This is a genomic window from Mesorhizobium qingshengii, from assembly GCF_900103325.1.
Lineage (GTDB): Bacteria > Pseudomonadota > Alphaproteobacteria > Rhizobiales > Rhizobiaceae > Mesorhizobium > Mesorhizobium qingshengii.
Genome location: NZ_FMXM01000004.1, coordinates 107895 through 126180 on the forward strand (window position 1 = coordinate 107895; position 18286 = coordinate 126180).

General features: G+C 63.8%; 20 protein-coding genes, 1 pseudogene and 1 riboswitch. Of the genes and pseudogenes, 5 read left to right on the forward strand and 16 right to left on the reverse strand.

What is annotated here, in order from left to right; genetic code table 11:
• Positions 1-40: 40 nt before the first annotated feature.
• Together BLS48_RS07295 and BLS48_RS07300 are read right to left on the reverse strand one after the other, a co-directional pair.
• Positions 41-1276 carry a class I SAM-dependent RNA methyltransferase gene (locus tag BLS48_RS07295; protein ID WP_091576380.1) on the reverse strand — a complete coding sequence of 412 codons (1236 nt, stop codon included), beginning with the start codon at positions 1274-1276 and terminating at the stop codon, positions 41-43.
• Entirely contained in the window at positions 1273-2037 is a 765-nt protein-coding gene (locus tag BLS48_RS07300) for a TlyA family RNA methyltransferase (protein ID WP_091576381.1), read from the reverse strand. Before BLS48_RS07300 ends, BLS48_RS07295 begins: the two co-directional genes overlap by 4 nt.
• 174 nt (positions 2038-2211) lie before the next feature.
• On the opposite strand from BLS48_RS07300, the gene BLS48_RS07305 reads away from it, so the two are divergent.
• Complete coding sequence (locus tag BLS48_RS07305; protein WP_091576868.1) at positions 2212-2613, forward strand: GFA family protein; 402 nt, start codon at positions 2212-2214, stop codon at positions 2611-2613.
• On the opposite strand, the gene BLS48_RS07310 is transcribed toward BLS48_RS07305, so the two are convergent.
• The 6 genes from BLS48_RS07310 to BLS48_RS07335 form a co-directional block, all read right to left on the reverse strand.
• Entirely contained in the window at positions 2610-2903 is a 294-nt protein-coding gene (locus tag BLS48_RS07310; protein ID WP_091576383.1) for a hypothetical protein, read from the reverse strand. The genes BLS48_RS07305 and BLS48_RS07310 overlap by 4 nt on opposite strands.
• Before the next feature lie 149 nt (positions 2904-3052).
• Positions 3053-4987 (reverse strand): 1-deoxy-D-xylulose-5-phosphate synthase, encoded by a 1935-nt coding sequence (gene dxs, locus BLS48_RS07315; protein WP_244529535.1) that lies wholly within the window; start codon positions 4985-4987, stop codon positions 3053-3055.
• A 120-nt stretch (positions 4988-5107) separates the two neighbouring features.
• Positions 5108-6028, reverse strand: a complete 921-nt coding sequence (locus BLS48_RS07320; RefSeq protein WP_091576386.1) for a pirin family protein — start codon at positions 6026-6028, stop codon at positions 5108-5110.
• Positions 6029-6068: 40 nt separating this feature from the next.
• On the reverse strand, positions 6069-6335 hold the full coding sequence (locus BLS48_RS07325; protein WP_013532791.1) for a DUF2277 domain-containing protein: 267 nt from the start codon (positions 6333-6335) through the stop codon (positions 6069-6071).
• Positions 6336-6447: 112 nt separating this feature from the next.
• Positions 6448-6699, reverse strand: a complete 252-nt coding sequence (locus tag BLS48_RS07330) for an exodeoxyribonuclease VII small subunit (RefSeq protein ID WP_013532792.1) — start codon at positions 6697-6699, stop codon at positions 6448-6450.
• 3 nt (positions 6700-6702) lie between these two features.
• Positions 6703-7629 carry a histone deacetylase family protein gene (locus BLS48_RS07335; RefSeq protein ID WP_091576388.1) on the reverse strand — a complete coding sequence of 309 codons (927 nt, stop codon included), beginning with the start codon at positions 7627-7629 and terminating at the stop codon, positions 6703-6705.
• Positions 7630-7750: 121 nt separating this feature from the next.
• A riboswitch (cobalamin riboswitch) is annotated at positions 7751-7930 on the forward strand.
• Between the two features lie 60 nt (positions 7931-7990).
• Here BLS48_RS07335 and bluB point away from each other — a divergent pair.
• Positions 7991-8608 (forward strand): annotated as a pseudogene (bluB, locus tag BLS48_RS36145) (5,6-dimethylbenzimidazole synthase); the annotation flags it as partial.
• Positions 8609-8733: 125 nt separating this feature from the next.
• Here bluB and BLS48_RS07345 read toward each other — a convergent pair.
• Together BLS48_RS07345 and BLS48_RS07350 are read right to left on the reverse strand one after the other, a co-directional pair.
• On the reverse strand, positions 8734-9717 hold the full coding sequence (locus BLS48_RS07345) for a hypothetical protein (protein WP_244529536.1): 984 nt from the start codon (positions 9715-9717) through the stop codon (positions 8734-8736).
• A gap of 92 nt (positions 9718-9809) precedes the next feature.
• Positions 9810-10418, reverse strand: a complete 609-nt coding sequence (locus BLS48_RS07350; protein WP_091576389.1) for a TetR/AcrR family transcriptional regulator — start codon at positions 10416-10418, stop codon at positions 9810-9812.
• Positions 10419-10538: 120 nt separating this feature from the next.
• Here BLS48_RS07350 and BLS48_RS07355 point away from each other — a divergent pair, with 120 nt between their 5' ends.
• A complete protein-coding gene (locus tag BLS48_RS07355; RefSeq protein WP_091576391.1) occupies positions 10539-11762 on the forward strand; it encodes an MFS transporter in 1224 nt (407 codons plus the stop codon).
• Between the two features lie 54 nt (positions 11763-11816).
• Here BLS48_RS07355 and ribB read toward each other — a convergent pair whose 3' ends face one another.
• Positions 11817-12917, reverse strand: a complete 1101-nt coding sequence (ribB, locus tag BLS48_RS07360) for a 3,4-dihydroxy-2-butanone-4-phosphate synthase (protein WP_091576393.1) — start codon at positions 12915-12917, stop codon at positions 11817-11819.
• 79 nt (positions 12918-12996) lie between these two features.
• On the reverse strand, positions 12997-14112 hold the full coding sequence (gene aroC / locus BLS48_RS07365) for a chorismate synthase (protein WP_091576395.1): 1116 nt from the start codon (positions 14110-14112) through the stop codon (positions 12997-12999).
• A 178-nt stretch (positions 14113-14290) separates the two neighbouring features.
• Here aroC and BLS48_RS07370 point away from each other — a divergent pair, with 178 nt between their 5' ends.
• A complete protein-coding gene (locus BLS48_RS07370) occupies positions 14291-14551 on the forward strand; it encodes a DUF1344 domain-containing protein (protein WP_091576397.1) in 261 nt (86 codons plus the stop codon).
• 24 nt (positions 14552-14575) lie between these two features.
• Here the strand turns inward: BLS48_RS07370 and BLS48_RS07375 are convergent, their stop codons facing one another.
• The 4 genes from BLS48_RS07375 to BLS48_RS07390 form a co-directional block, all read right to left on the reverse strand.
• A complete protein-coding gene (locus tag BLS48_RS07375; RefSeq protein ID WP_091576399.1) occupies positions 14576-15163 on the reverse strand; it encodes a histidine phosphatase family protein in 588 nt (195 codons plus the stop codon).
• A 46-nt stretch (positions 15164-15209) separates the two neighbouring features.
• Entirely contained in the window at positions 15210-16028 is an 819-nt protein-coding gene (fabI, locus tag BLS48_RS07380) for an enoyl-ACP reductase FabI (protein ID WP_091576401.1), read from the reverse strand.
• Between the two features lie 106 nt (positions 16029-16134).
• Positions 16135-17064, reverse strand: coding sequence for a DnaJ C-terminal domain-containing protein (locus tag BLS48_RS07385; protein WP_091576402.1), 930 nt, complete (start codon positions 17062-17064; stop codon positions 16135-16137).
• 99 nt (positions 17065-17163) lie between these two features.
• Entirely contained in the window at positions 17164-17625 is a 462-nt protein-coding gene (locus BLS48_RS07390; protein WP_091576404.1) for an RT0821/Lpp0805 family surface protein, read from the reverse strand.
• 39 nt (positions 17626-17664) lie between these two features.
• Here BLS48_RS07390 and pdxH point away from each other — a divergent pair, with 39 nt between their 5' ends.
• Positions 17665-18282: a pyridoxamine 5'-phosphate oxidase gene (gene pdxH / locus BLS48_RS07395; RefSeq protein WP_091576406.1), complete on the forward strand. Its 618-nt coding sequence runs from the start codon at positions 17665-17667 to the stop codon at positions 18280-18282.
• The last annotated feature ends 4 nt before the right edge of the window (positions 18283-18286 follow it).

The following is an 18286-nucleotide window of genomic DNA, read 5'->3' on the forward strand; positions in this document are numbered from 1 at the left end:
TTTTCGGTTCACGCGTGAACCAAAGGAAATGCGAACAACGCTATCGCCGCTTCCGCGGCTTCTCCAGGAGCGCCACCGCCTCGACATGGGATGACCACAGGAACTGGTCGATCGGCGTCACGCTTTTCAAGGTGTAGCCGCCGTCGATGAGGATGCGCAAATCCCGCGCCAGCGTCACCGGATTGCAGGACACCGCGGCAACGAACGGAACATCCGAGCGGGCGATCTGCTTCGACTGGTCCTCGGCGCCGGCGCGCGGTGGGTCGAACACGAGACCGTCGAAAGCGTTCAACTCCTTGAACGTCAGCGGCCGGCGGAACAGGTCGCGGCGTTCGCCCGTCACCCGCTTCAGTCCGGTCGCGAAGCGTGCCCCCCGATCGAGCGCCGACAATGCCGCCGCGTCGCCTTCGACAGCATGGACTTCCGACTTCGCCGCAAGCCTCAGCGCAAAGCTGCCGCAGCCGGCGAAAAGATCGGCGACCTTCTTGGCACGTTTCAGATGTCCGCCAACGATATCGGCCATGGTCTGTTCGGCGGCCGCTGTCGCCTGCAGAAAAGCGCCCGGCGGAACGGCGACCGCGACGCCCCCGAACATGACCACCGGCTTCTTCGGCTCGATGACGATTTCGTCGTCGATCGAAAGCCGGGCAAATCCCTGAGCCATGACGAAGTTGGAGGCGACCCGACGCTGGTTCTCACCCAGTTTCCCGGACTCGTAGACCGCGATGTCGAGGCCCGACCCGGTCACGGTGACTGCCATCCGGAACGATTTGGTGGTGGCGCAAACCAATTCGGCGAGTGCCTTCAACCGGTCGAGCGCGGCGACGATCTCTGGCAGGGAGATCGGGCATTCCGATATCGGGATGATTTCGGGCGACAGATGGCGATTGAAGCCGAGCAGCATGCCCGTTTCGGCGCGCCGGGCGGCGAGCACCACACGGCGCCGCGTGTGCGGCGCACAGGCGACCAACTCGCCAATCTGGCAATCGATGCCCCTCAAGGCGTGCACCACCTTGTCGCGTTTCCATTGGCGATAGGCTTCGGCTTCGAGATGCTGGAGAGCGCAACCGCCGCATTCGGTGAAATGGCGGCAGGCGGGATCGATGCGCAGCGGCGAGGCCTCCAGCACCGCCATCAGCGTGGCGCGGTCCCTTTCGCGCGCCGCGGTGACGGTTTCGCCGGGCAATGTGAAGGGAATGAACAGATCGCCGCTCTCGGTCTCGGCAATGCCGTCGCCCTGGGCGCCAAGTTTCCTGATGGTGAAGCGCGTGCTCATCGATCCTTGATCCCACCGAGCAGGAATTCGCGATTGCCGTCGCCACCTTCGATCGGCGACAGGTGCAGCCCGAGCGAGCGCCAGCCGGGAATGGCGTCCAGCCAATCCTGCAGTAGGCCGGCGACGCGGGAGGCATCGTAGGGATCTTTCAACAGGCCACCCTTGCCGATCGCTTCGCGACCCGCCTCGAATTGCGGCTTGACCAGAAACACGGCGCCGGTACCAGCCTTCGCGATGGCAAGCGCCGGCGGCAGCGCCAGTTTCAGCGAAATGAAGCTGACATCGGAGACGATAAAGTCCGGAATACGGCCGGCAAGATCGGCGGCTGCGAGGTCGCGGGCGTTCAGACCCTCGATGACCGTCACCCGCGGATCGCCGCCGACATCGGGATGCATCTGGCCATGACCGACATCAATCGCGGTGACATGCGCAGCGCCGCGCTCAAGCAGGACCTGGGTGAAGCCGCCCGTCGAAGCGCCGATGTCGAGTGCCTCGCGGCCAGCCGGGTCGAGGCCGAAATGGTCGAGCCCGCCGATCAGCTTGAGCGCCGCACGCGACACGTAGCCTTGCGCCGGGTCGTCGATGGCAATCAGGCATTGCGGCAAGACGTTCTGACCGGGCTTGCGGGCAATCACGCCGTCAACCGTGACGGCTCCGCGTTCGACCGCGTCGCGGGCACGCGAGCGGCTGGCAAACAGCCCGCGCTGGACGAGCAGTTCGTCGAGCCGTTGGCGTGCGCTGGCTGGCAGAGGCGAGTTCATCGGCCTTCATGGCGAAAGCCGGCGGCGAAGGCAAGGATATTGGGGCGGGACAAGGAACATCGTCGGAAAGCGGCGAAGGGATCAAGCCGCTCCGTGGCTTGTCGAGTACCGCATCGGGTCCGGCACAATGTTAAGGCGGAGAGCAGCTTGCTGTCGGAACTCGAAGAAGGGCGGATGCTGACGGGAACCTGCCACTGTGGTGCGGCCCACTGGACCCTGGAGGGCGATCCCGGATCCATCACAGCCTGCAATTGCACGCTCTGCCGTCGCTATGGCGTGCTCTGGGCTTACGATTATGTCGACGAACGCATTCGCGTCGCCGGACCGACGAGCAGCTATACGCGTGCCGGGAAGGATGCCCCTTCGCTCGAGATCCTGTTCTGCCCGACCTGCGCTTGCGTGCTCGCCTGGCGTGGCTTGCGCCCGAGCGCCGGCGGTCGAACGCGAATCGCCGTCAATGTGAGGCTTGCGCCACCGGAGGCCGTCGCCGACTTGCCGATCGACCATTTCGATGGCCTCGACACCTACGACGACCTGCCACGCGACGGTCGCTGCGTGCGCGACTTGTGGTTCTAGAAAACGGTTCGCGAAACCTGGCGCTCGACGGCTGGAGACAAACCGTCGTCCCGATCCCCGGAAGCTTGCTCGCGTGGATGCTCGGTCGCAACCGCGGGCGCCGGAACAGGGTCCGGGAGGACCACAAGCTGCGGCACCTGCTTGTAGGAAAAGCCGCTGCGAATATCGCCCATCTTGCCGGCGACGATGCCCATGGCAGCCTTTTCAAGGTTGCGATCATAGCGCGTTTCGGCGGCGGCCGGCGCGACGATGACCGCCAAGAGGGCGACGCCACACAGAAGCGTTCTCATCGTTGTTATCTCCCCTGCCTGATCATGATCTAGCAGGGCGCCATTGAAAAACGGCCAAGAGACACGGTAAGCAAAGCGCCAAACGGCAGCGTAAACAATGCGTTACGAATTCAAGCCGGCAAATCGATTCAAGCCGTTGAGGTTTTGATTCAGGCGCGCTGGGCGCGAACCGTATGCCCAAGCGCCGTGAATACGGTGCGCACGATGCCGGCGGCGTCGAGGCCTGCATCGGCATACATCTTTTCCGGCTTGGCGTGGTCGGTGAACGCGTCAGGCAACACCAGCGGGCGCACCTTCAGGCCGCTTTCCAGCAGGCCCTCATGGGCGAGGAACTGCAGCACGTGGCTGGCGAAGCCGCCCACCGCGCCCTCCTCCACCGTCACCAGAACTTCGTGCGAGCGGGCCAGCCGCCGGATCAGATCCTCGTCGAGCGGCTTGGCAAAACGGGCATCGGCGACGGTGGTGGAAAGCCCGGCCGCGCCAAGCTCCTCGGCGGCGATCAGGCAATCCTGCAGACGGGTACCGAAGGACAACAGCGCGACCTTGCTGCCCTCCCTGACGATACGGCCCTTGCCGATTTCGAGAACCGAGCCACGCTCCGGCATGTCGACGCCGACGCCGTTGCCGCGCGGATAGCGAAAGGCGATCGGGCCTTCATCATAGCTTGCAGCGGTGCGCACCATGTGGCGCAGCTCCGCCTCGTCGGCCGCAGCCATGACGACGAAGCCGGGCAGTGTCGCCAGGAAGGTGGTGTCGAAAGCGCCGCAATGGGTGGCGCCATCAGCGCCGACGAAGCCGGCGCGGTCGATGGGGAAGCGCACCGGCAGTTTCTGGATCGCGACGTCGTGCACGACCTGGTCGTAGGCGCGCTGCAGGAAGGTCGAATAGATGGCCGCGAACGGCTTGTAACCTTCCGTGGCGAGGCCGGCGGCGAAGGTCACCGCGTGCTGCTCGGCAATGCCGACATCGAAGGTCCGTGCCGGAAACACCTCGCCGAACAGGTCAAGGCCGGTGCCGCTCGGCATGGCGGCGGTGACGGCGACGATGCGGTTATCCTGATGGCCTTCCTGGATCAGGCTTTCGGCGAACACCTTGGTGTAGGCCGGCGCGTTGGCAGGCGCCTTGGCCTGCGCGCCGGTGATGACATCGAACTTGTTGACGCCATGATACTTGTCGGCGGCGGCTTCAGCCGGCGCATAGCCCTTGCCTTTCTGCGTGACGACATGGATCAGCACCGGGCCTTTGCCATTGTCGCGGACATTCCTTAGCACCGGGATCAGATGCTCGAGATTGTGACCGTCGATCGGGCCGATATGGTAGAAGCCGAGCTCCTCGAACAGCGTGCCGCCGGTGACGTAGCCACGCGCATGCTCGACCGCCCGGGTGATGGCGCGGTCGGCGCGCTTGCCGAGATAAGAGGTCAGTTTCTTGCCGAAGTCACGCAGGCCGATATAGGCCTTGCCCGAGGCCAGACGCGCCAGGTAGGCGCTCATGGCCCCGGTCGGCGGAGCGATCGACATGTCGTTGTCGTTGAGGATGACGATGAGACGGGCATCGAGCGCGCCGGCATTGTTCATCGCCTCATAGGCCATGCCAGCCGACATGGCGCCGTCACCGATGACGGCGATGACATTGTTGCGCCCGCCGGAGAGGTCGCGGGCGGCGGCCATGCCGAGGCCGGCCGATATCGATGTCGAGGAATGGGCGGCGCCGAAGGGATCGTACTCGCTTTCGGCGCGGCGGGTAAAGCCGGACAGGCCGCCCTCCTGCCGCAAGGTGCGGATGCGGTCGCGGCGGCCGGTGAGGATCTTGTGCGGATAGGCCTGGTGGCCGACATCCCAGATCAGCCGGTCATCCGGGGTGTTGAAGACATAGTGCAGCGCCACCGTCAGCTCGACCACGCCAAGGCCGGCGCCAAGATGGCCGCCAGTGCGGGACACGGCGTCGACCAGTTCAGCGCGCAGCTCGGATGCCAGTTGCGGCAGCTCGCTCTCGGCAAGCGTGCGCAGGTCTGCCGGAATGCGGACCTTGTCTAGAAGCGGCGTATGCAGCGTTGCGTTCACGGGCTCAGGCTCTCTATTCATCGGCGAAATAGGCCGCCGGCCAGCGAATGTAAATGCGTGTCAGTGACGCGCGTCGATCCACGGCTCTATCTGTTGGGCATGATCTCTTCCGAACCGGTTCCCACTTTTCGGGATCATGCCCTAGCTCTCCGGCAGCGGGATGAACTCTTCCTCGTCTCCAGGAACGATATCGAAGCGGCCAGTCTTCCATTCCTGCTTGGCCTGTTCGATGCGCTCCTTGGACGACGAGACGAAATTCCACCAGATGTAACGCTGCGAGCCGAGCGAAGCGCCACCAAACAGCATGAAATGCGCGCCGCCCTGCGACGATACGACGATTTCGTCACCGGGCCGGAACACCAACAGGCGTTCCGCCGGAAACACGTCGCCTGAAATCGCGACCTCACCTTCCAGTGTGTAGATGGCGCGCTCTTCCGCATCGGCTGGAATTTTCACGCTGGCGCCGGGCGCCAGGCGCAGGTCGGCATAGAGCGTGTCGGAATGCGCCCTGACCGGAGACCGCATTCCCTGGAAATCACCGATGACGACGCGCCCGCTGACGCCTTCGGCATCGATCTCGGGGAGAAGCATCGCGCCGGTGTTCTCGAACACCGGTGCCACTTCTTCCTTGCCGTCCGGCAGCGCCAGCCATGTCTGCAGGCCGGAGATCGACATCGGTGCGCCGCGCAATTCCTCGGGCGTGCGCTCCGAATGGACGATGCCGCGGCCGGCGGTCATCAGGTTCACGTCACCGGGCTGGATGACCATCTCGGTGCCGAGCGAATCACGATGCCTGATCCTGCCGTCGAACAGATAAGTGACCGTCGATAGTCCGATATGCGGATGCGGGCGGACATCGAGCGCCTGGCCGGCGCGCAGGATGGCCGGGCCCATGCGGTCGAAGAAGATGAATGGCCCGACCAGCCGCCTCTTGGCGGTCGGCAGGGCGCGGCGCACCTGAAAACCGCCAATGTCCTTGGCGTTCGGAATGACCATCAGCTCGATCTGGTCGCTGGCGAAGGCATCGCCGGCTTCAGGGTCCTTCCCGGGGAAGAAGCTCACGAGATCTCCTTGTCAGCGGTCAACGACCGCATTGGACGCCTCAGGCAAACCGGATCGCCGCCTTGGCCCGCAGTTTGGCCGCCACCTCTTCGCGATTGCGAGGATGCTGATGGGTTTCGAGAGAATCGAGCAGTTCGCGCGCTGACGCGGCAATCGCATCGACAGCGTGGTCGAACGCGTGCTGGTTCTGCTTCGAAGGCCGCGTCGTTCCGCTCAGCTTACGGACGAACTGAAGTGCCGCGTCGCGGACCTCGTCGTTGGTTGCCGGCGGATCAAAGTTGAACAGGGTCTTGATGTTTCTGCACATCGTTTCCGAACCTCCTCTTGTCCTGGAGCCGTTTCAATCGGGACGAATTCGATCCTCAATCATGATCGTGTCCAAAAACCGGTGAGGCAAGACCATCGTTCGCGACCACGCCTCAGTCCGCGTCGAGCGGCTCCGTTCCGACCGGCTTGCCGTCGCGCGACAGCCTGATCTTCTCGACCTTGTCCTCGGCGGCCTTCAGCAGCCGGTCGCAATGCGCCTTCAGCGCCTCGCCGCGCTCGTAGATCCGGATCGACTGGTCGAGCGGGACGTCGCCGCGCTCCAGATCATCGACGATCTTCTCCAGCGCGTCGAGTGCCTGTTCGAAGCTCATCGCCTTGACGTCTTCGTTGGTCTCACCAGCCATCATTCATCCTTTCATCAGTCGCCCGACATGGGCGGCGACCGAAAATGCCAGTCCCTGCAGATCGTAGCCACCCTCGAGCAGGCTGACGAGCCGGTTGCCGCTGTGGCGCGTGGCGCGCTGCATGAGCTGGCCGGTCGCCCAGTCGAAGTCGTCCTCGGTCAGATTGATCTCGGCTAGCGGATCACGGTGATGCGCGTCGAAACCGGCCGAAATGATGATCAGATCGGGCGCGAAATCGTCGAGCGCCGGCAGCACGCGCGACAGGAAGGCATCGCGAAACACCTCGCTGCCGGTCTGCGGCGCCAGCGGCGCGTTGACGATGTTGCCGGCACCGGTCTCGTTCTTTGCCCCTGTGCCGGGATAAAGCGGCATCTGGTGCGTCGAACAATAGAGCACGGAGGGATCGTCCCAGAAAATGTCCTGCGTGCCGTTGCCGTGATGCACGTCCCAATCGACGATGGCGACACGCTCGGCGCCGAATTTCTTCTGCGCATAGCGTGCCGCGATCGCCGCGGTGTTGAAGAGGCAGAAGCCCATCGCCGTCGTCTTCTCGGCGTGATGGCCTGGCGGTCGGGCGGCGACGAAGGCGTTGTCGGCGCGGCCCGTGAAGACGTCGTCGACGGCGGCGTTGGCGGCGCCGATCGCCGTGATCGCCGCCTGCCAGCTTTTCGGGCTGGCGGTGGTGTCGGCGTCGATGCGGGCGATACCCTCGTCGGGAATGGCGGCGCGGACGCGCGCGACGAAATCAGCGGGATGCGCGTAGAGGATGGTCGCCTCGTCACCTTCCGGCGCCCTGACGCGGTCGAGCGCGGCAAATGCCTCATCGTCGAGCACGCGCTCGATGGCGCGCAAGCGGTCCGGCCGCTCGGGATGGCCGGGCGGCGTGATGTGCTCGAGGAAGATCGGATGGGTGTAGAGACGGGTAACCATCGGCCTAATCTAGTGGCCCGGATCGACAAAGGCCATGAGCAGGCGGCTGATGGCTGGGGAAAATCACGCCTGCGTCCATTCGTGTCGTTACGGGCATTGGCGTCGCCGGCGCTTCGGCGTAAGGTCGCCGCCACTGCCTGGTGCCCGCCGCAAGCGGGAGAATCGGGAACACGGTTGAACTCCGTGGCGTGCCCAACGCTGTGAGGGGGACCGCGCCGGTAAATGCCACTGTCTATGACGGGAAGGCGCCGGACGCGGGTTGATCCCGAGCCAGAAGACCGGCCTGGCAGGCATCGTCATCCGCATGGTCAGGCGGCTGGCATTGATTGCAATCGCAAGGGGACAAGCGATGCCGGAACACATGACCGCTCCTGTTGGCGACGGATTTGACCAGACAGCGCGCGATGCGGTTTATCGCGCCATGTTCACGCGGCGCGATGTGCGCAGCCATTTCCTGCCCACCGCGCTCGACGATGACGTGCTGGCGCGGCTGTTGCTTGCCGCCCATCATGCGCCGTCGGTCGGCTTCATGCAGCCATGGAATTTCATCGTCATCCGCGATGCCAAACGACGGGAAAAGGTGCGCGACCTGTTCCTGGCGGCGCGCGAGCAGGAACTGCCGGCCATCGAGGCAGAACGACAGGCGCTCTACCGCAAGCTCAAACTGGAAGGCATTTGCGAAAGCGCGCTCAACATCTGCATCACCTGCGACCGTAAGCGCTCGAAGGATTCACCGCTGGGACGCTGGCACAATCCCGAGATGGATCTCTACAGCACGGTCTGCGCGGTGCAGAATTTCTGGCTGGCGGCGCGCGCCGAAGGCGTCGGTGTCGGCTGGGTCAGCATCATCGAGCCGCAGGCGCTGAAAAGCCTGCTGTCCATTCCCGATCATGTGACGCCTGTCGCCTATCTCTGCGTCGGCCGCGTTTCCGAGTTCGCGCCAAAACCGGACCTCGAAATGCATGGCTGGGGCCGCCGGCTGCCACTGCCGGAGCTGATCATGAGCGAGACTTTTTCCGGGCAAGGTGAGGCGCCACTAAAATCGACCGTGGCGGGCCTCAACACCGTCAATGCTACGGCGGCGATCGCAGGCCGCCCCGCTGATCAGCGTGTTGCGCCGGCCGTGCCCCAACGCGAGCCGCCGAAGGAGGCCAGCGCCTTGTCCTTGAGTTCCCTGAACTTCGACGATGCCTCGGCCAGCCGGGCGTCCCAGTCGGGATCGGGTACCTGACCGGCGATGGTCTTGAAGTAGACCTGCATCAGGCAGGCGATGGCGAAGGGCTCGATGAAGGCCGCCTTGAAGGCCCAGGCGAAGACGATGGCGAGCACGAAGGCCCAGCCGGCGAGTTGCCCAGGCATCATGAAGAGAATGGCGGCGGCAGGGGCCAGCATCAGCAGGAAGATGACGAAGGACACGCCCCACATGATGACCGCCAGCCAGACGGCGTTCTTGACCATGATCTTGCCATTCTGGGCGTAGAGCACGACGCCTTGCCGCGCCGTCTCGAAAGGCGAGGCGGAATTGATGCGGATGTTATAGCCGAGGATGATCTCGTCGACATAGGTCAGCGACAGGCGGATCACCGTGTTGATGAAGGAGACAAGGCCGCTCAACCCCGGAATCGGCAGGAAGGCGGCGATGCCGCCGAGCAGGCCGGTGACGGCGCGGATGGCGCCCTTGACCAGCTGGTCGACGACGAAAAGGATGTTGGCCTCGGCGAAACGCTGGGTGACGACTTGCCTGGCATAGGCGATCTGGTCCTGGCCGTCGGGAATGTCGCGGCCGTCGATCAGATGGACCATGACGGCGACATGGCCAGCCTTGACGACATAGAGGATGTATTCGCGAATCCAGTACACGGCGATCGAAACGACGCCGAAACCGACCACGCCGCCCCACAAGGCAAACGACAACGGCCCGTCGGGGTCGGTGGAGATATGGCCGACGCCATAGCCGACTGAGGCGCCGGTGCCGGTCGCCACGATATAGGCCAGCGTGATGCCGAAATAGACGATCATGCGAAAGACAATGAAGGGCCAGGTGCGCATCATGATGGACACCGACCTGCCGATATCGAAATCCCACATGCCCGAATCTCCCCTCAGAGATGGTGGGAGAGGATGCGCTCAACCCGGCTATTGTCAATTGCGATAGCAGCGCCAAGCCGCCAATGGCGCCTTCAGTTCGGCTGCCGATCCGTTTTTTTGAGCAGGCCCTCAAGCAGTTGCTTGAAGGCCGCTACCGCCATTTTCGACGTCGCTTCAGGGTCTTGCGAATTGGCGATCCGCTGCGAGGCCTGGCTGCTGGCGCCATTGATCAGCCGCGCCGTGGTCTCCGGGTCGAGATCGGCCACGACGACGCCGTCCTGCTGCAGCCGAGTGAGGTTGTCCGTCATCGAGGCGACGCAGCCATTGGCATTCGGCCATTGTGCCGGGTCGCCCAGCACCGCCGGGCCATCGCGGAACATGATGCGCTGGATTTCCGGCTCCAGCGCCATCTCGATGTAAGCGGTGCACTCGTCGACGAAGTGCTGCCAACGGGTTGGCGCCCTAGCCGCCACTTCGTTCACGCGCGCCGCCATCTCCGCGTCGATCTCGGCGATGACCGCCTGCAGCAGTCCCTTCTTGTCGCCGAAATGATGATAAAGCGCGCCGCGCGTCAGCCCGGCCGAGGCGGTGAAATCATCCATTGAGGCTTCGGCATAGCCGATGGTGCCAAAGGCATGGCGCGCCGCCGCGATCAGCTTGGCGCGCGTCTCGGCGATCATCTCCTTGCGGGGCCTGTGCATGGTTCTGGTCCTACTGACATACGCTTCGTATGCCAATTGACATACGCGGCGTATGGTCTATTTAACAGTCATACGCTTCGTATGTAATTACTGAATCGTCCTTTGTCGAGGAACCCAGCCATGCAAAACCCCTACTCGGAAATCTTCCGCGCCCCCGGAGCCAAGGGCTTTGCCGCCGCCGGCTTCGTGGCGCGCCTGCCAATCGCCATGGCTCCGATCGGCATCGTGGCGATGCTGTCGCAGACGCGTGGCGAGTACTGGCTGGCCGGCGCCGTCTCGGCGACCTTCGCGCTGGCCAACGCTTTCGTGGCGCCGCAGATATCAAGGCTGGTGGATCGCCTTGGCCAGGCGCGGATCGCGATGCCGACCACCATCATTTCGGTGCTCGCTTTCGCGGTTCTGATCGCGGCGGCCAATCGGGACTGGCCGGTATGGACCTTGTTCGTGTCGGCGTTGCTGGCCGCAGCCATGCCCAGCATGCCGGCAATGGTGCGCGCACGCTGGACCGAGATTTTCCGGGGTCGGCCGCAAATGAACACCGCGTTCGCCTTCGAGTCGGCGGCGGACGAGCTGGTCTACATCGCTGGGGCATCGCTGTCGGTGGGCCTGAGTGCCGCCCTGTTCCCGGAAGCGGGGATGCTGGCGAGCACCTTGTTCCTCGCCTTCGGCTCGACGGCGTTCATCCTGCAGCGCTTGACTGAGCCACAAGTGCGGCCGGTGCAACATGGTTCGCGCGGTTCGGCAATCCGCCTGCGGTCAGTTCAGGTCATCACCTTCGCCCTGATCTTCATCGGCGCGACATTCGCGACAACGGAAGTGAGCACCGTGGCGATCACCAAGGAACTTGGACAGCCAGGTGTCGCAAGCCTCGTCATCAGCGTCTACGCGCTTGGATCGTTCGTGCTGGGCATCATTGTGGGTGCGCTCAACCTGAGGGCGCCGCTGCAACGCCAGCTGGCGATAGCGATCGCCATTATCGCGGTCAGCACGCTGCTGCCGCTCACCGCTGGCACGGTGCCGCTCCTGGCGCTGACAGTCTTCGTCAGCGGCGTGGCGATCTCACCGACCTTCATCACGGCATTCGGCCTGATCGAGCGGCACGTGCCGGAGGCGATGCTGACCGAGGGCATCACCTGGGTGACTACCGGGATCGGCATCGGCATGGCGCTGGGATCCTTCGCCGCCGGCGCGGTGGTGGACGCGTTCGGCGCCCAGAACGGGTTCTGGGTTTCGGTCGCGGCCGGCGCCATCGCACTGGTCACCGTGCTGCTTGGCCAGCGCAGCCTTGCCACGCCAGAGTGCGACCTGAACGGATGCGAAGCGGGTATCGTTCCCGCGGAATGATCCGCGAAGCGCCCGGTTTCGAACGGCCGGGCGCTATCCGTTGTCGACTGACCTTCAGAGAATCTCGGTCTTGGCGATGTGGATGCCAAAACCTTCGAGGCCGACATAGTGGCGTTCGCGCGAAGCGATCAGGTTGATCGAGGAAATGCCGAGATCCTTCAGGATCTGTGCTCCGAGCCCGATCTCGCGCCATTCGTTCTCGCGGCGGCGCGCCTCATCGTGATCCTCGCGGTCGCCGGAGGCGGGACGCTTGCGTTCCTGATGGGCGACGCCGACCGAGCCCTCACGCAGATAGACAATGACGCCGCGCCTGCGCTCGCCCATCGTTTTCATGATGCCGTCGAGCCGATGGCTGGTGCCGAAGACGTCGGTCACCACATCCTCGGAATGCAGGCGCACCGGGACATCCTCGCCGTCGCGGATGTCGCCGAAGACGATGGCGACGTGGTGCATGGAATCCCACGGCAGCGTGTAGGTGAAGACCTGCGCCTTGCCGCCCGGCGTTTCAATATCCGAGCAGGCGACGCGTTCGACCAGCGTTTCCTTGCGCTGCCGGTAAGCGATGAGGTCGGCAACCGAAACCTGCTTCAGACCGTGCTGCTCGGCAAAAGCGGCAACCTGCGGGCCGCGCTTGACCGTGCCGTCGTCGTTCACCAATTCCGAGATCACGCCGACCGGCGGCAGGCCGGCGAGCTTGCACAGGTCGACCGCCGCCTCGGTATGGCCCGAGCGCATCAGCACGCCACCCTCGCGCGCGATCAGCGGGAAGATGTGGCCGGGACGGACGAAATCCGAACCACCAACATTGCCGTTGGCGAGGTTGCGGACGGTCAGGGTGCGGTCCTCGGCCGAAATGCCGGTCGTGGTACCGTGCTTGAAATCGACACTGACGGTGAAGGCGGTGGTGTGCGCGGAATCATTGTCGGCAACCATCGGCTGCAAGTTGAGGCGCTTGGCCTCCTCGCGCGGCATCGGCGTGCAGACGATGCCGGAGGTGTGGCGGACGATGAACGCCATCTTTTCCGGCGTGCAATGGACGGCGGCGACGATCAGGTCGCCCTCGTTCTCGCGCCCGTCATCGTCCATGACGACAACGATCTCGCCGCGTTCGAAAGCACGCAGGGCTTCGACGATCTTCTTCTGGTCGTAAGGCATGGGCGGCTCGCTTCGCTCGCAGGGACTAAGGCAGTAAGGCAGTAGGAAAAAGAAAAGGCTGTATCGGGCGGCCTACTGCCTATTCCCTACTGCCTATTCCCTTCCCCGTCTGTCCGCGATGACGCAGATAATGGTCGGCAATGGCGCACGCAACCATCGCCTCACCGATCGGCACAGCGCGGATGCCGACGCATGGGTCGTGGCGACCCTTGGTCATGATCTCGACGTCGTTGCCGTCCTTGTCGATCGACTTTCGCGGCGTCAGGATCGAGGACGTCGGCTTGACGGCGAAACGGGCGATGATCGCCTGACCGGTCGAAATGCCACCAAGGATGCCGCCGGCATTGTTGGACAGGAACACCGGCTTGCCATCATTGCCCATGCGCATCTCGTCGGCATTCTGCTCGCCGGTGATGCGGGCGGCCTCGAAGCCGTTGCCGATCTCGACACCCTTGACCGCGTTGATCGACATCAGGCCGGATGCGATGTCCTGGTCGAGCTTGGCATAGATCGGCGCGCCGAGGCCTGCCGGAACGCCGTCCGCAACGATCTCTATCACCGCGCCGACCGAGGAGCCGGCCTTGCGGATGCCGTCGAGATACTGCGTGAAGACGGGAACGGAAGCCGGATCTGGGGTGAAGAACGGATTTTCCGCGTCGCCGATGAAATTCCAGTTCCAGTTGGCGCGATCGATCGATTTTTCGCCCATCGACACCAGCGCGCCGCGCACCACCATGCCGGGCACCACCTTGCGCGCGAGCGCGCCGGCTGCCACCCGCGCGGCCGTCTCGCGGGCCGAGGAGCGGCCGCCGCCGCGGTAATCGCGTATGCCGTATTTGACGTCATAGGTGTAGTCGGCATGGCCCGGCCGGTATTGGCGGGCGATCTCGCCATAGTCCTTTGAACGCTGGTCGACATTCTCGATCAGCATCGACACCGGCGTGCCGGTGGTGATCATCGTCTCGCCGTCCTCGTCGAGGATGAAGCCGGAGAGCACCTTCACTTCGTCGGGCTCGCGGCGCTGGGTGACGAAGCGTGACTGTCCCGGCCGGCGCTTGTCGAGTTCTGCCTGGATCTCGTCGCGCGTAAAGCGGATGCCGGGCGGACAGCCGTCGACGACGCAACCGAGTGCGGCGCCATGGCTTTCGCCCCAGGTGGTGACGCGGAAAAGATGGCCGAACGTGTTGTGAGACATGAAATGACCCTGCCCGGCATTGGAGCCGGCTCAAGGCAGCCTTCTATTGGCGTTTTTCACAGGGGTCAAACCGTGATCTGGTGGATTTAGTTTTGACACATTCGGTTGGTTTCTGCTCAGCTCCATCCGCCGTTGAACGCCCGCCGCCATGCCGGTGCAATGATAAAGAGGAACGATTATGCGTACCCTGATTGGCGCCGTTGCCGCCACACTGCTGCTTTCCACCGCCGCTTTCGCCGGCCAGACCGAAGGCCTGATCAAGAAGATCGACAAGGACGCGCTGACGCTGACGCTGGATGACGGCAAGTCCTACAAGCTGAACGCCGAGACCGATCTCGATGCGCTGAAGCCGGGCATGGACATCGTCATCGCCTATGATGTGACCAATGGCGAAAACGTGATCACCGACATGGAACTGCCGGACAGCTCGGCCAACTAGAGAATCGGCGCCGCTACCAGGCGGCTAAAGCCACCCCAGGCCCTTGCCTTCGAGTTTGAGCACGCGATCCTGCGGCATGTCCAGGTTCGCTGCCTCGTCCTCGGCTATATCAAGCACGAAGCGAAACAAGGTCCGCATGACGCCGCCATGCGTCACGCAGATCGTCGGGCGTTGGATCGCATCGAACCAGGGCTTCACCCGTACGAGCAGCATCTGGTAGCTCTCGGCGCCTTCGCCCGGCGGCTGAAAGTTCCATTTGTCCAAAGCGCGCGTCCTGCTCGCGCCTGGATACCGCGTCTCGAGTTCGGCAAAGGTAAACCCCTGCCAATCGCCGAAATTGACTTCGACGAGGCGAGGATCGGTCCGATAGGCACGCGGATCGAGCTTCATCGCGGCGCGGATGCGCTCCATCGTTTCGCGCGTGCGCTTCATCGGGCTGGCGACGAAATCGAAATCCCGGGGATTGCCGACGAGTTGGGCAAGCCGATGCCCGTTTCCGGTCGCCTGCTCGCGGCCGAGAGCATTGAGATCGGTGTCGGCCTGCCCCTGAAGCCGGAATTCGGCGTTCCACGCGGTCTGGCCGTGGCGCACGATATAAACCAGCGGGTACATCGGGTCTTCCGGAACGGGATCGGGACTGACGACGATTGGCGGGCTGTTAATCCTTGACCGTCGAAATGTCCGGCGCGTCGACCGCCTTCATGCCGACGACGTGATAGCCCGAATCGACGTGATGCACCTCGCCGGTGACGCCACGCGACAGATCGGACAGGAAATAGACGGCGGAATCGCCGACTTCCTCCTGCGTCACCGTCTGCTTCAGCGGCGAATTGTATTCGTTCCACTTCAGGATGTAGCGGAAATCGCCGATGCCGGACGCGGCAAGCGTCTTGATCGGGCCGGCCGAGATGGCGTTGACGCGGATCTTCTTGGCGCCGAGATCGACGGCCAGGTAGCGCACGCTGGCCTCGAGCGCCGCCTTGGCGACACCCATGACGTTGTAATGTGGCATCACCTTTTCGGCGCCATAATAGGTCAGCGTCAGCAGCGAGCCGCCATTGGTCATCAGCGCCTCGGCGCGCTTGGCGATGGTGGTGAAGGAATAAACCGAAATGTCCATGGTGCGCAGGAAATTGTCGCGCGTCGTCTCGACATAGCGGCCGGTCAGCTCGTCCTTGTCCGAAAAAGCGATGGCGTGGACGAGAAAATCAAACTTGCCCCAGTGCTTGGCGACGTTGGCGAAAACCTCGTCCAGGCTCGCCGGATCAGTGACGTCGCAATGGCCGGCGACAAAAGCGCCCAGTTCCGCGGCCAGCGGCTCAACGCGCTTCTTGAACGCCTCGCCCTGATAGGTCAGCGCGATCTCGGCGCCATGGTCGACACAGGCCTTGGCGATGCCATAGGCGATCGATCTGTTGTTGGCGACGCCAAGAATAAGGCCGCGCTTGCCGGCCATAAGGCCCTGTCCACCCGCCATGTGAGCGCTCTCCGCAAGGTTTTCTGCTTTGTGGAGTGCCTATCGCACAGGCACAGGGCCCCTTCAAGCGCTCAAACCGGACACTTCAGGGGACAAGAGCCGACAATCAGCCTTTTTGGCTGCGCAACAGCGCTTCGAGCGCACTGTCGCCGCCCTCTGGCAGCATTATCCGCACATGGGCATAGAGATCGCCATGGCCGCCGGCCTTTTCCGGCAGACCCCTGCCCTTCAGCCGCAGGACCTTGTCCGAGCTCGACCAGGCCGGAACGTTGACGGCAAGCTTGCCGGTCGGCGTATCGACCGCCACCTTGGCGCCGAGCACCGCATCCGCCAGCGCAACCGGCAGATCAGCGTGCAGGTCGCGGCCCTCGAGACGATAGCGCGGATGCCGGCGAAAGCGGATCTTGACCAGCGCATCGCCAGGTTGGCCCGGCCCCTGCTCGCCCTGCCCCTTCAACCGGATGGTCTGGCCATCCTCGACATAGGCCGGCAGCTTGACCGCCACCTTGCGGCCGTCGGGGAACATCGCCGTCACCTTGTCGGCGGTCGCAGCTTCCTCGATGGTGACGTCGAGCGTCACGTTCAGATCGGCGGCGGTTGCCGGCTGGCGGCGGTCGCCAGGGCCTGCGCCGCGCGCGCCTGAAAAGGCGTCGCCGAATATCTGGCTGAAGATGTCGCTGTTGCCGTCGAACGGATCACCGCCCGGACGACCGGAGCGAAATTCGAATCGCGAACCGCCAGCCCCTTGCTGCCGGCGAAACCCGCCGAAGGGATCGCCGCCACCGGCCGCGCCCTCAAAACCCTGGAACCGCGGCTTGCCGTCAGCGTCGATCTCGCCGCGATCGAAAGCGGCGCGATTCTTCTCGTCGCCGACGATCTCATAGGCCTGGTTGGCCGCGGCAAAACGGTCCTTCGCCTTGGGATCATTCGGATTCTGGTCCGGATGATGCTTCTTGGCGAGTTTCCGGTACGCCGATTTTATGTCCTTGGCCGATGCGTTCTTGGCAACGCCCAGCACCTCATAGGGGTCGCGCATGCTTACTGCCCTGGAGAAGGAGTGAGTCTCTGTTGCCCCCTATATGCGCTCGCATAGGAAGAAATTCCAGTGGTGGAGCGGCATATCAAAGGCGGAAAATCAGAGCGCCTTGAAGTCCTGCATGCGCCAGCCGCCGGCGCCGGCCAGGCAAAGTTCGCCTTCGAACATGGCAACGCCGTCAAAGCTTTCGCGCGAGGCCTTGAACCGGCGGCAGGTCTGGCCCTTGTCCTTCAATTCCGCCAACCCGGTGATGGAGCCGCGGGACCCCGTGCCGGCGTTCGCCCATGGCACGGACTGGCCGGCGAGCTGCTCGATGTCGGCGGAAGACACCGCATTGCCGATCGTCGTCTGGTCGGAGTCGCGCTCCGAATCGGTCGGCGCGGCTGAGGCCGATGTGCTGCTGGTCAGGATCGAGCGGTCGACTTCGGCTTTTTCCAGGCTGAAGCCACCAGCGCCACAGGCTGCAAGCGGCAGGGCGACTGCCACGATCGCGGCTTTCCTGCTGGCCGAAGCGATAACGCTCCGTTGCCTGCTGTCAAAAGCTTGCGCGATACGCAACAATCAGCAACCTCCCCGCTTCGTGACAATTTGAGAAAAACTATGAGTGACACAGAGTTAACAAGCAGTGACTTTACCGAGGCGGCCGAGCCGTTTCGCCTCTTTGCCGCATGGCTGGAAGACGCCACGAAAAGCGAAGTGAACGACCCCAACGGCGTGGCATTGGCGACCGTCGATGCCGACGGCATGCCGGATGTGCGAATGGTTCTGCTCAAGGGGTTCGATGAAGGCGGGTTCGTCTTCTACACGAATTTCGAGAGCGCCAAGGGCCGGGAAATTCTTGGCAGCATGAAGGCGGCGATGTGCTTCCACTGGAAATCGCTGCGCCGGCAAGTGCGCATTCGCGGTCCGGTGGAGATCGTCAGCGATGCCGAAGCCGACGCCTACTACGCGACGCGTCCGCGCGGCAGCCGCATCGGCGCCTGGGCCTCGAAACAGTCGCGGCCGCTGGAAAGCCGCTTCGCCTTGGAGAAGGCGGTGGCGGAATACACGGCGCGCTATGCGATCGGCGATATCCCGCGGCCAAAACACTGGTCGGGCTTCCGCATCGTGCCGCAAACGATCGAGTTCTGGCACGACCGTCCGTTCCGGCTGCATGACCGCGTCGTCTTTTCACGCAACGGCAAGGGTGGTTGGGGCAAGACGCGACTTTACCCCTGAAGGA

Coding starts and splice junctions, on each gene's coding strand:
- BLS48_RS07385 (WP_091576402.1), bottom strand. CDS start 17,064: ATGCGCGACCCCTATGAGGTGCTGGGCGTTGCCAAGAACGCATCGGCC.
- BLS48_RS07330 (WP_013532792.1), bottom strand. CDS start 6,699: ATGGCTGGTGAGACCAACGAAGACGTCAAGGCGATGAGCTTCGAACAG.
- BLS48_RS07355 (WP_091576391.1), top strand. CDS start 10,539: ATGCAAAACCCCTACTCGGAAATCTTCCGCGCCCCCGGAGCCAAGGGC.
- BLS48_RS07345 (WP_244529536.1), bottom strand. CDS start 9,717: ATGTGGGATTTCGATATCGGCAGGTCGGTGTCCATCATGATGCGCACC.
- aroC (WP_091576395.1), bottom strand. CDS start 14,112: ATGTCTCACAACACGTTCGGCCATCTTTTCCGCGTCACCACCTGGGGC.
- ribB (WP_091576393.1), bottom strand. CDS start 12,917: ATGCCTTACGACCAGAAGAAGATCGTCGAAGCCCTGCGTGCTTTCGAA.
- BLS48_RS07310 (WP_091576383.1), bottom strand. CDS start 2,903: ATGAGAACGCTTCTGTGTGGCGTCGCCCTCTTGGCGGTCATCGTCGCG.
- fabI (WP_091576401.1), bottom strand. CDS start 16,028: ATGGCGGGTGGACAGGGCCTTATGGCCGGCAAGCGCGGCCTTATTCTT.
- BLS48_RS07350 (WP_091576389.1), bottom strand. CDS start 10,418: ATGCACAGGCCCCGCAAGGAGATGATCGCCGAGACGCGCGCCAAGCTG.
- BLS48_RS07295 (WP_091576380.1), bottom strand. CDS start 1,276: ATGAGCACGCGCTTCACCATCAGGAAACTTGGCGCCCAGGGCGACGGC.
- BLS48_RS07325 (WP_013532791.1), bottom strand. CDS start 6,335: ATGTGCAGAAACATCAAGACCCTGTTCAACTTTGATCCGCCGGCAACC.
- dxs (WP_244529535.1), bottom strand. CDS start 4,987: ATGAATAGAGAGCCTGAGCCCGTGAACGCAACGCTGCATACGCCGCTT.
- BLS48_RS07305 (WP_091576868.1), top strand. CDS start 2,212: ATGCTGACGGGAACCTGCCACTGTGGTGCGGCCCACTGGACCCTGGAG.
- pdxH (WP_091576406.1), top strand. CDS start 17,665: ATGAGTGACACAGAGTTAACAAGCAGTGACTTTACCGAGGCGGCCGAG.
- BLS48_RS07300 (WP_091576381.1), bottom strand. CDS start 2,037: ATGAACTCGCCTCTGCCAGCCAGCGCACGCCAACGGCTCGACGAACTG.
- BLS48_RS07370 (WP_091576397.1), top strand. CDS start 14,291: ATGCGTACCCTGATTGGCGCCGTTGCCGCCACACTGCTGCTTTCCACC.
- BLS48_RS07375 (WP_091576399.1), bottom strand. CDS start 15,163: ATGTACCCGCTGGTTTATATCGTGCGCCACGGCCAGACCGCGTGGAAC.
- BLS48_RS07335 (WP_091576388.1), bottom strand. CDS start 7,629: ATGGTTACCCGTCTCTACACCCATCCGATCTTCCTCGAGCACATCACG.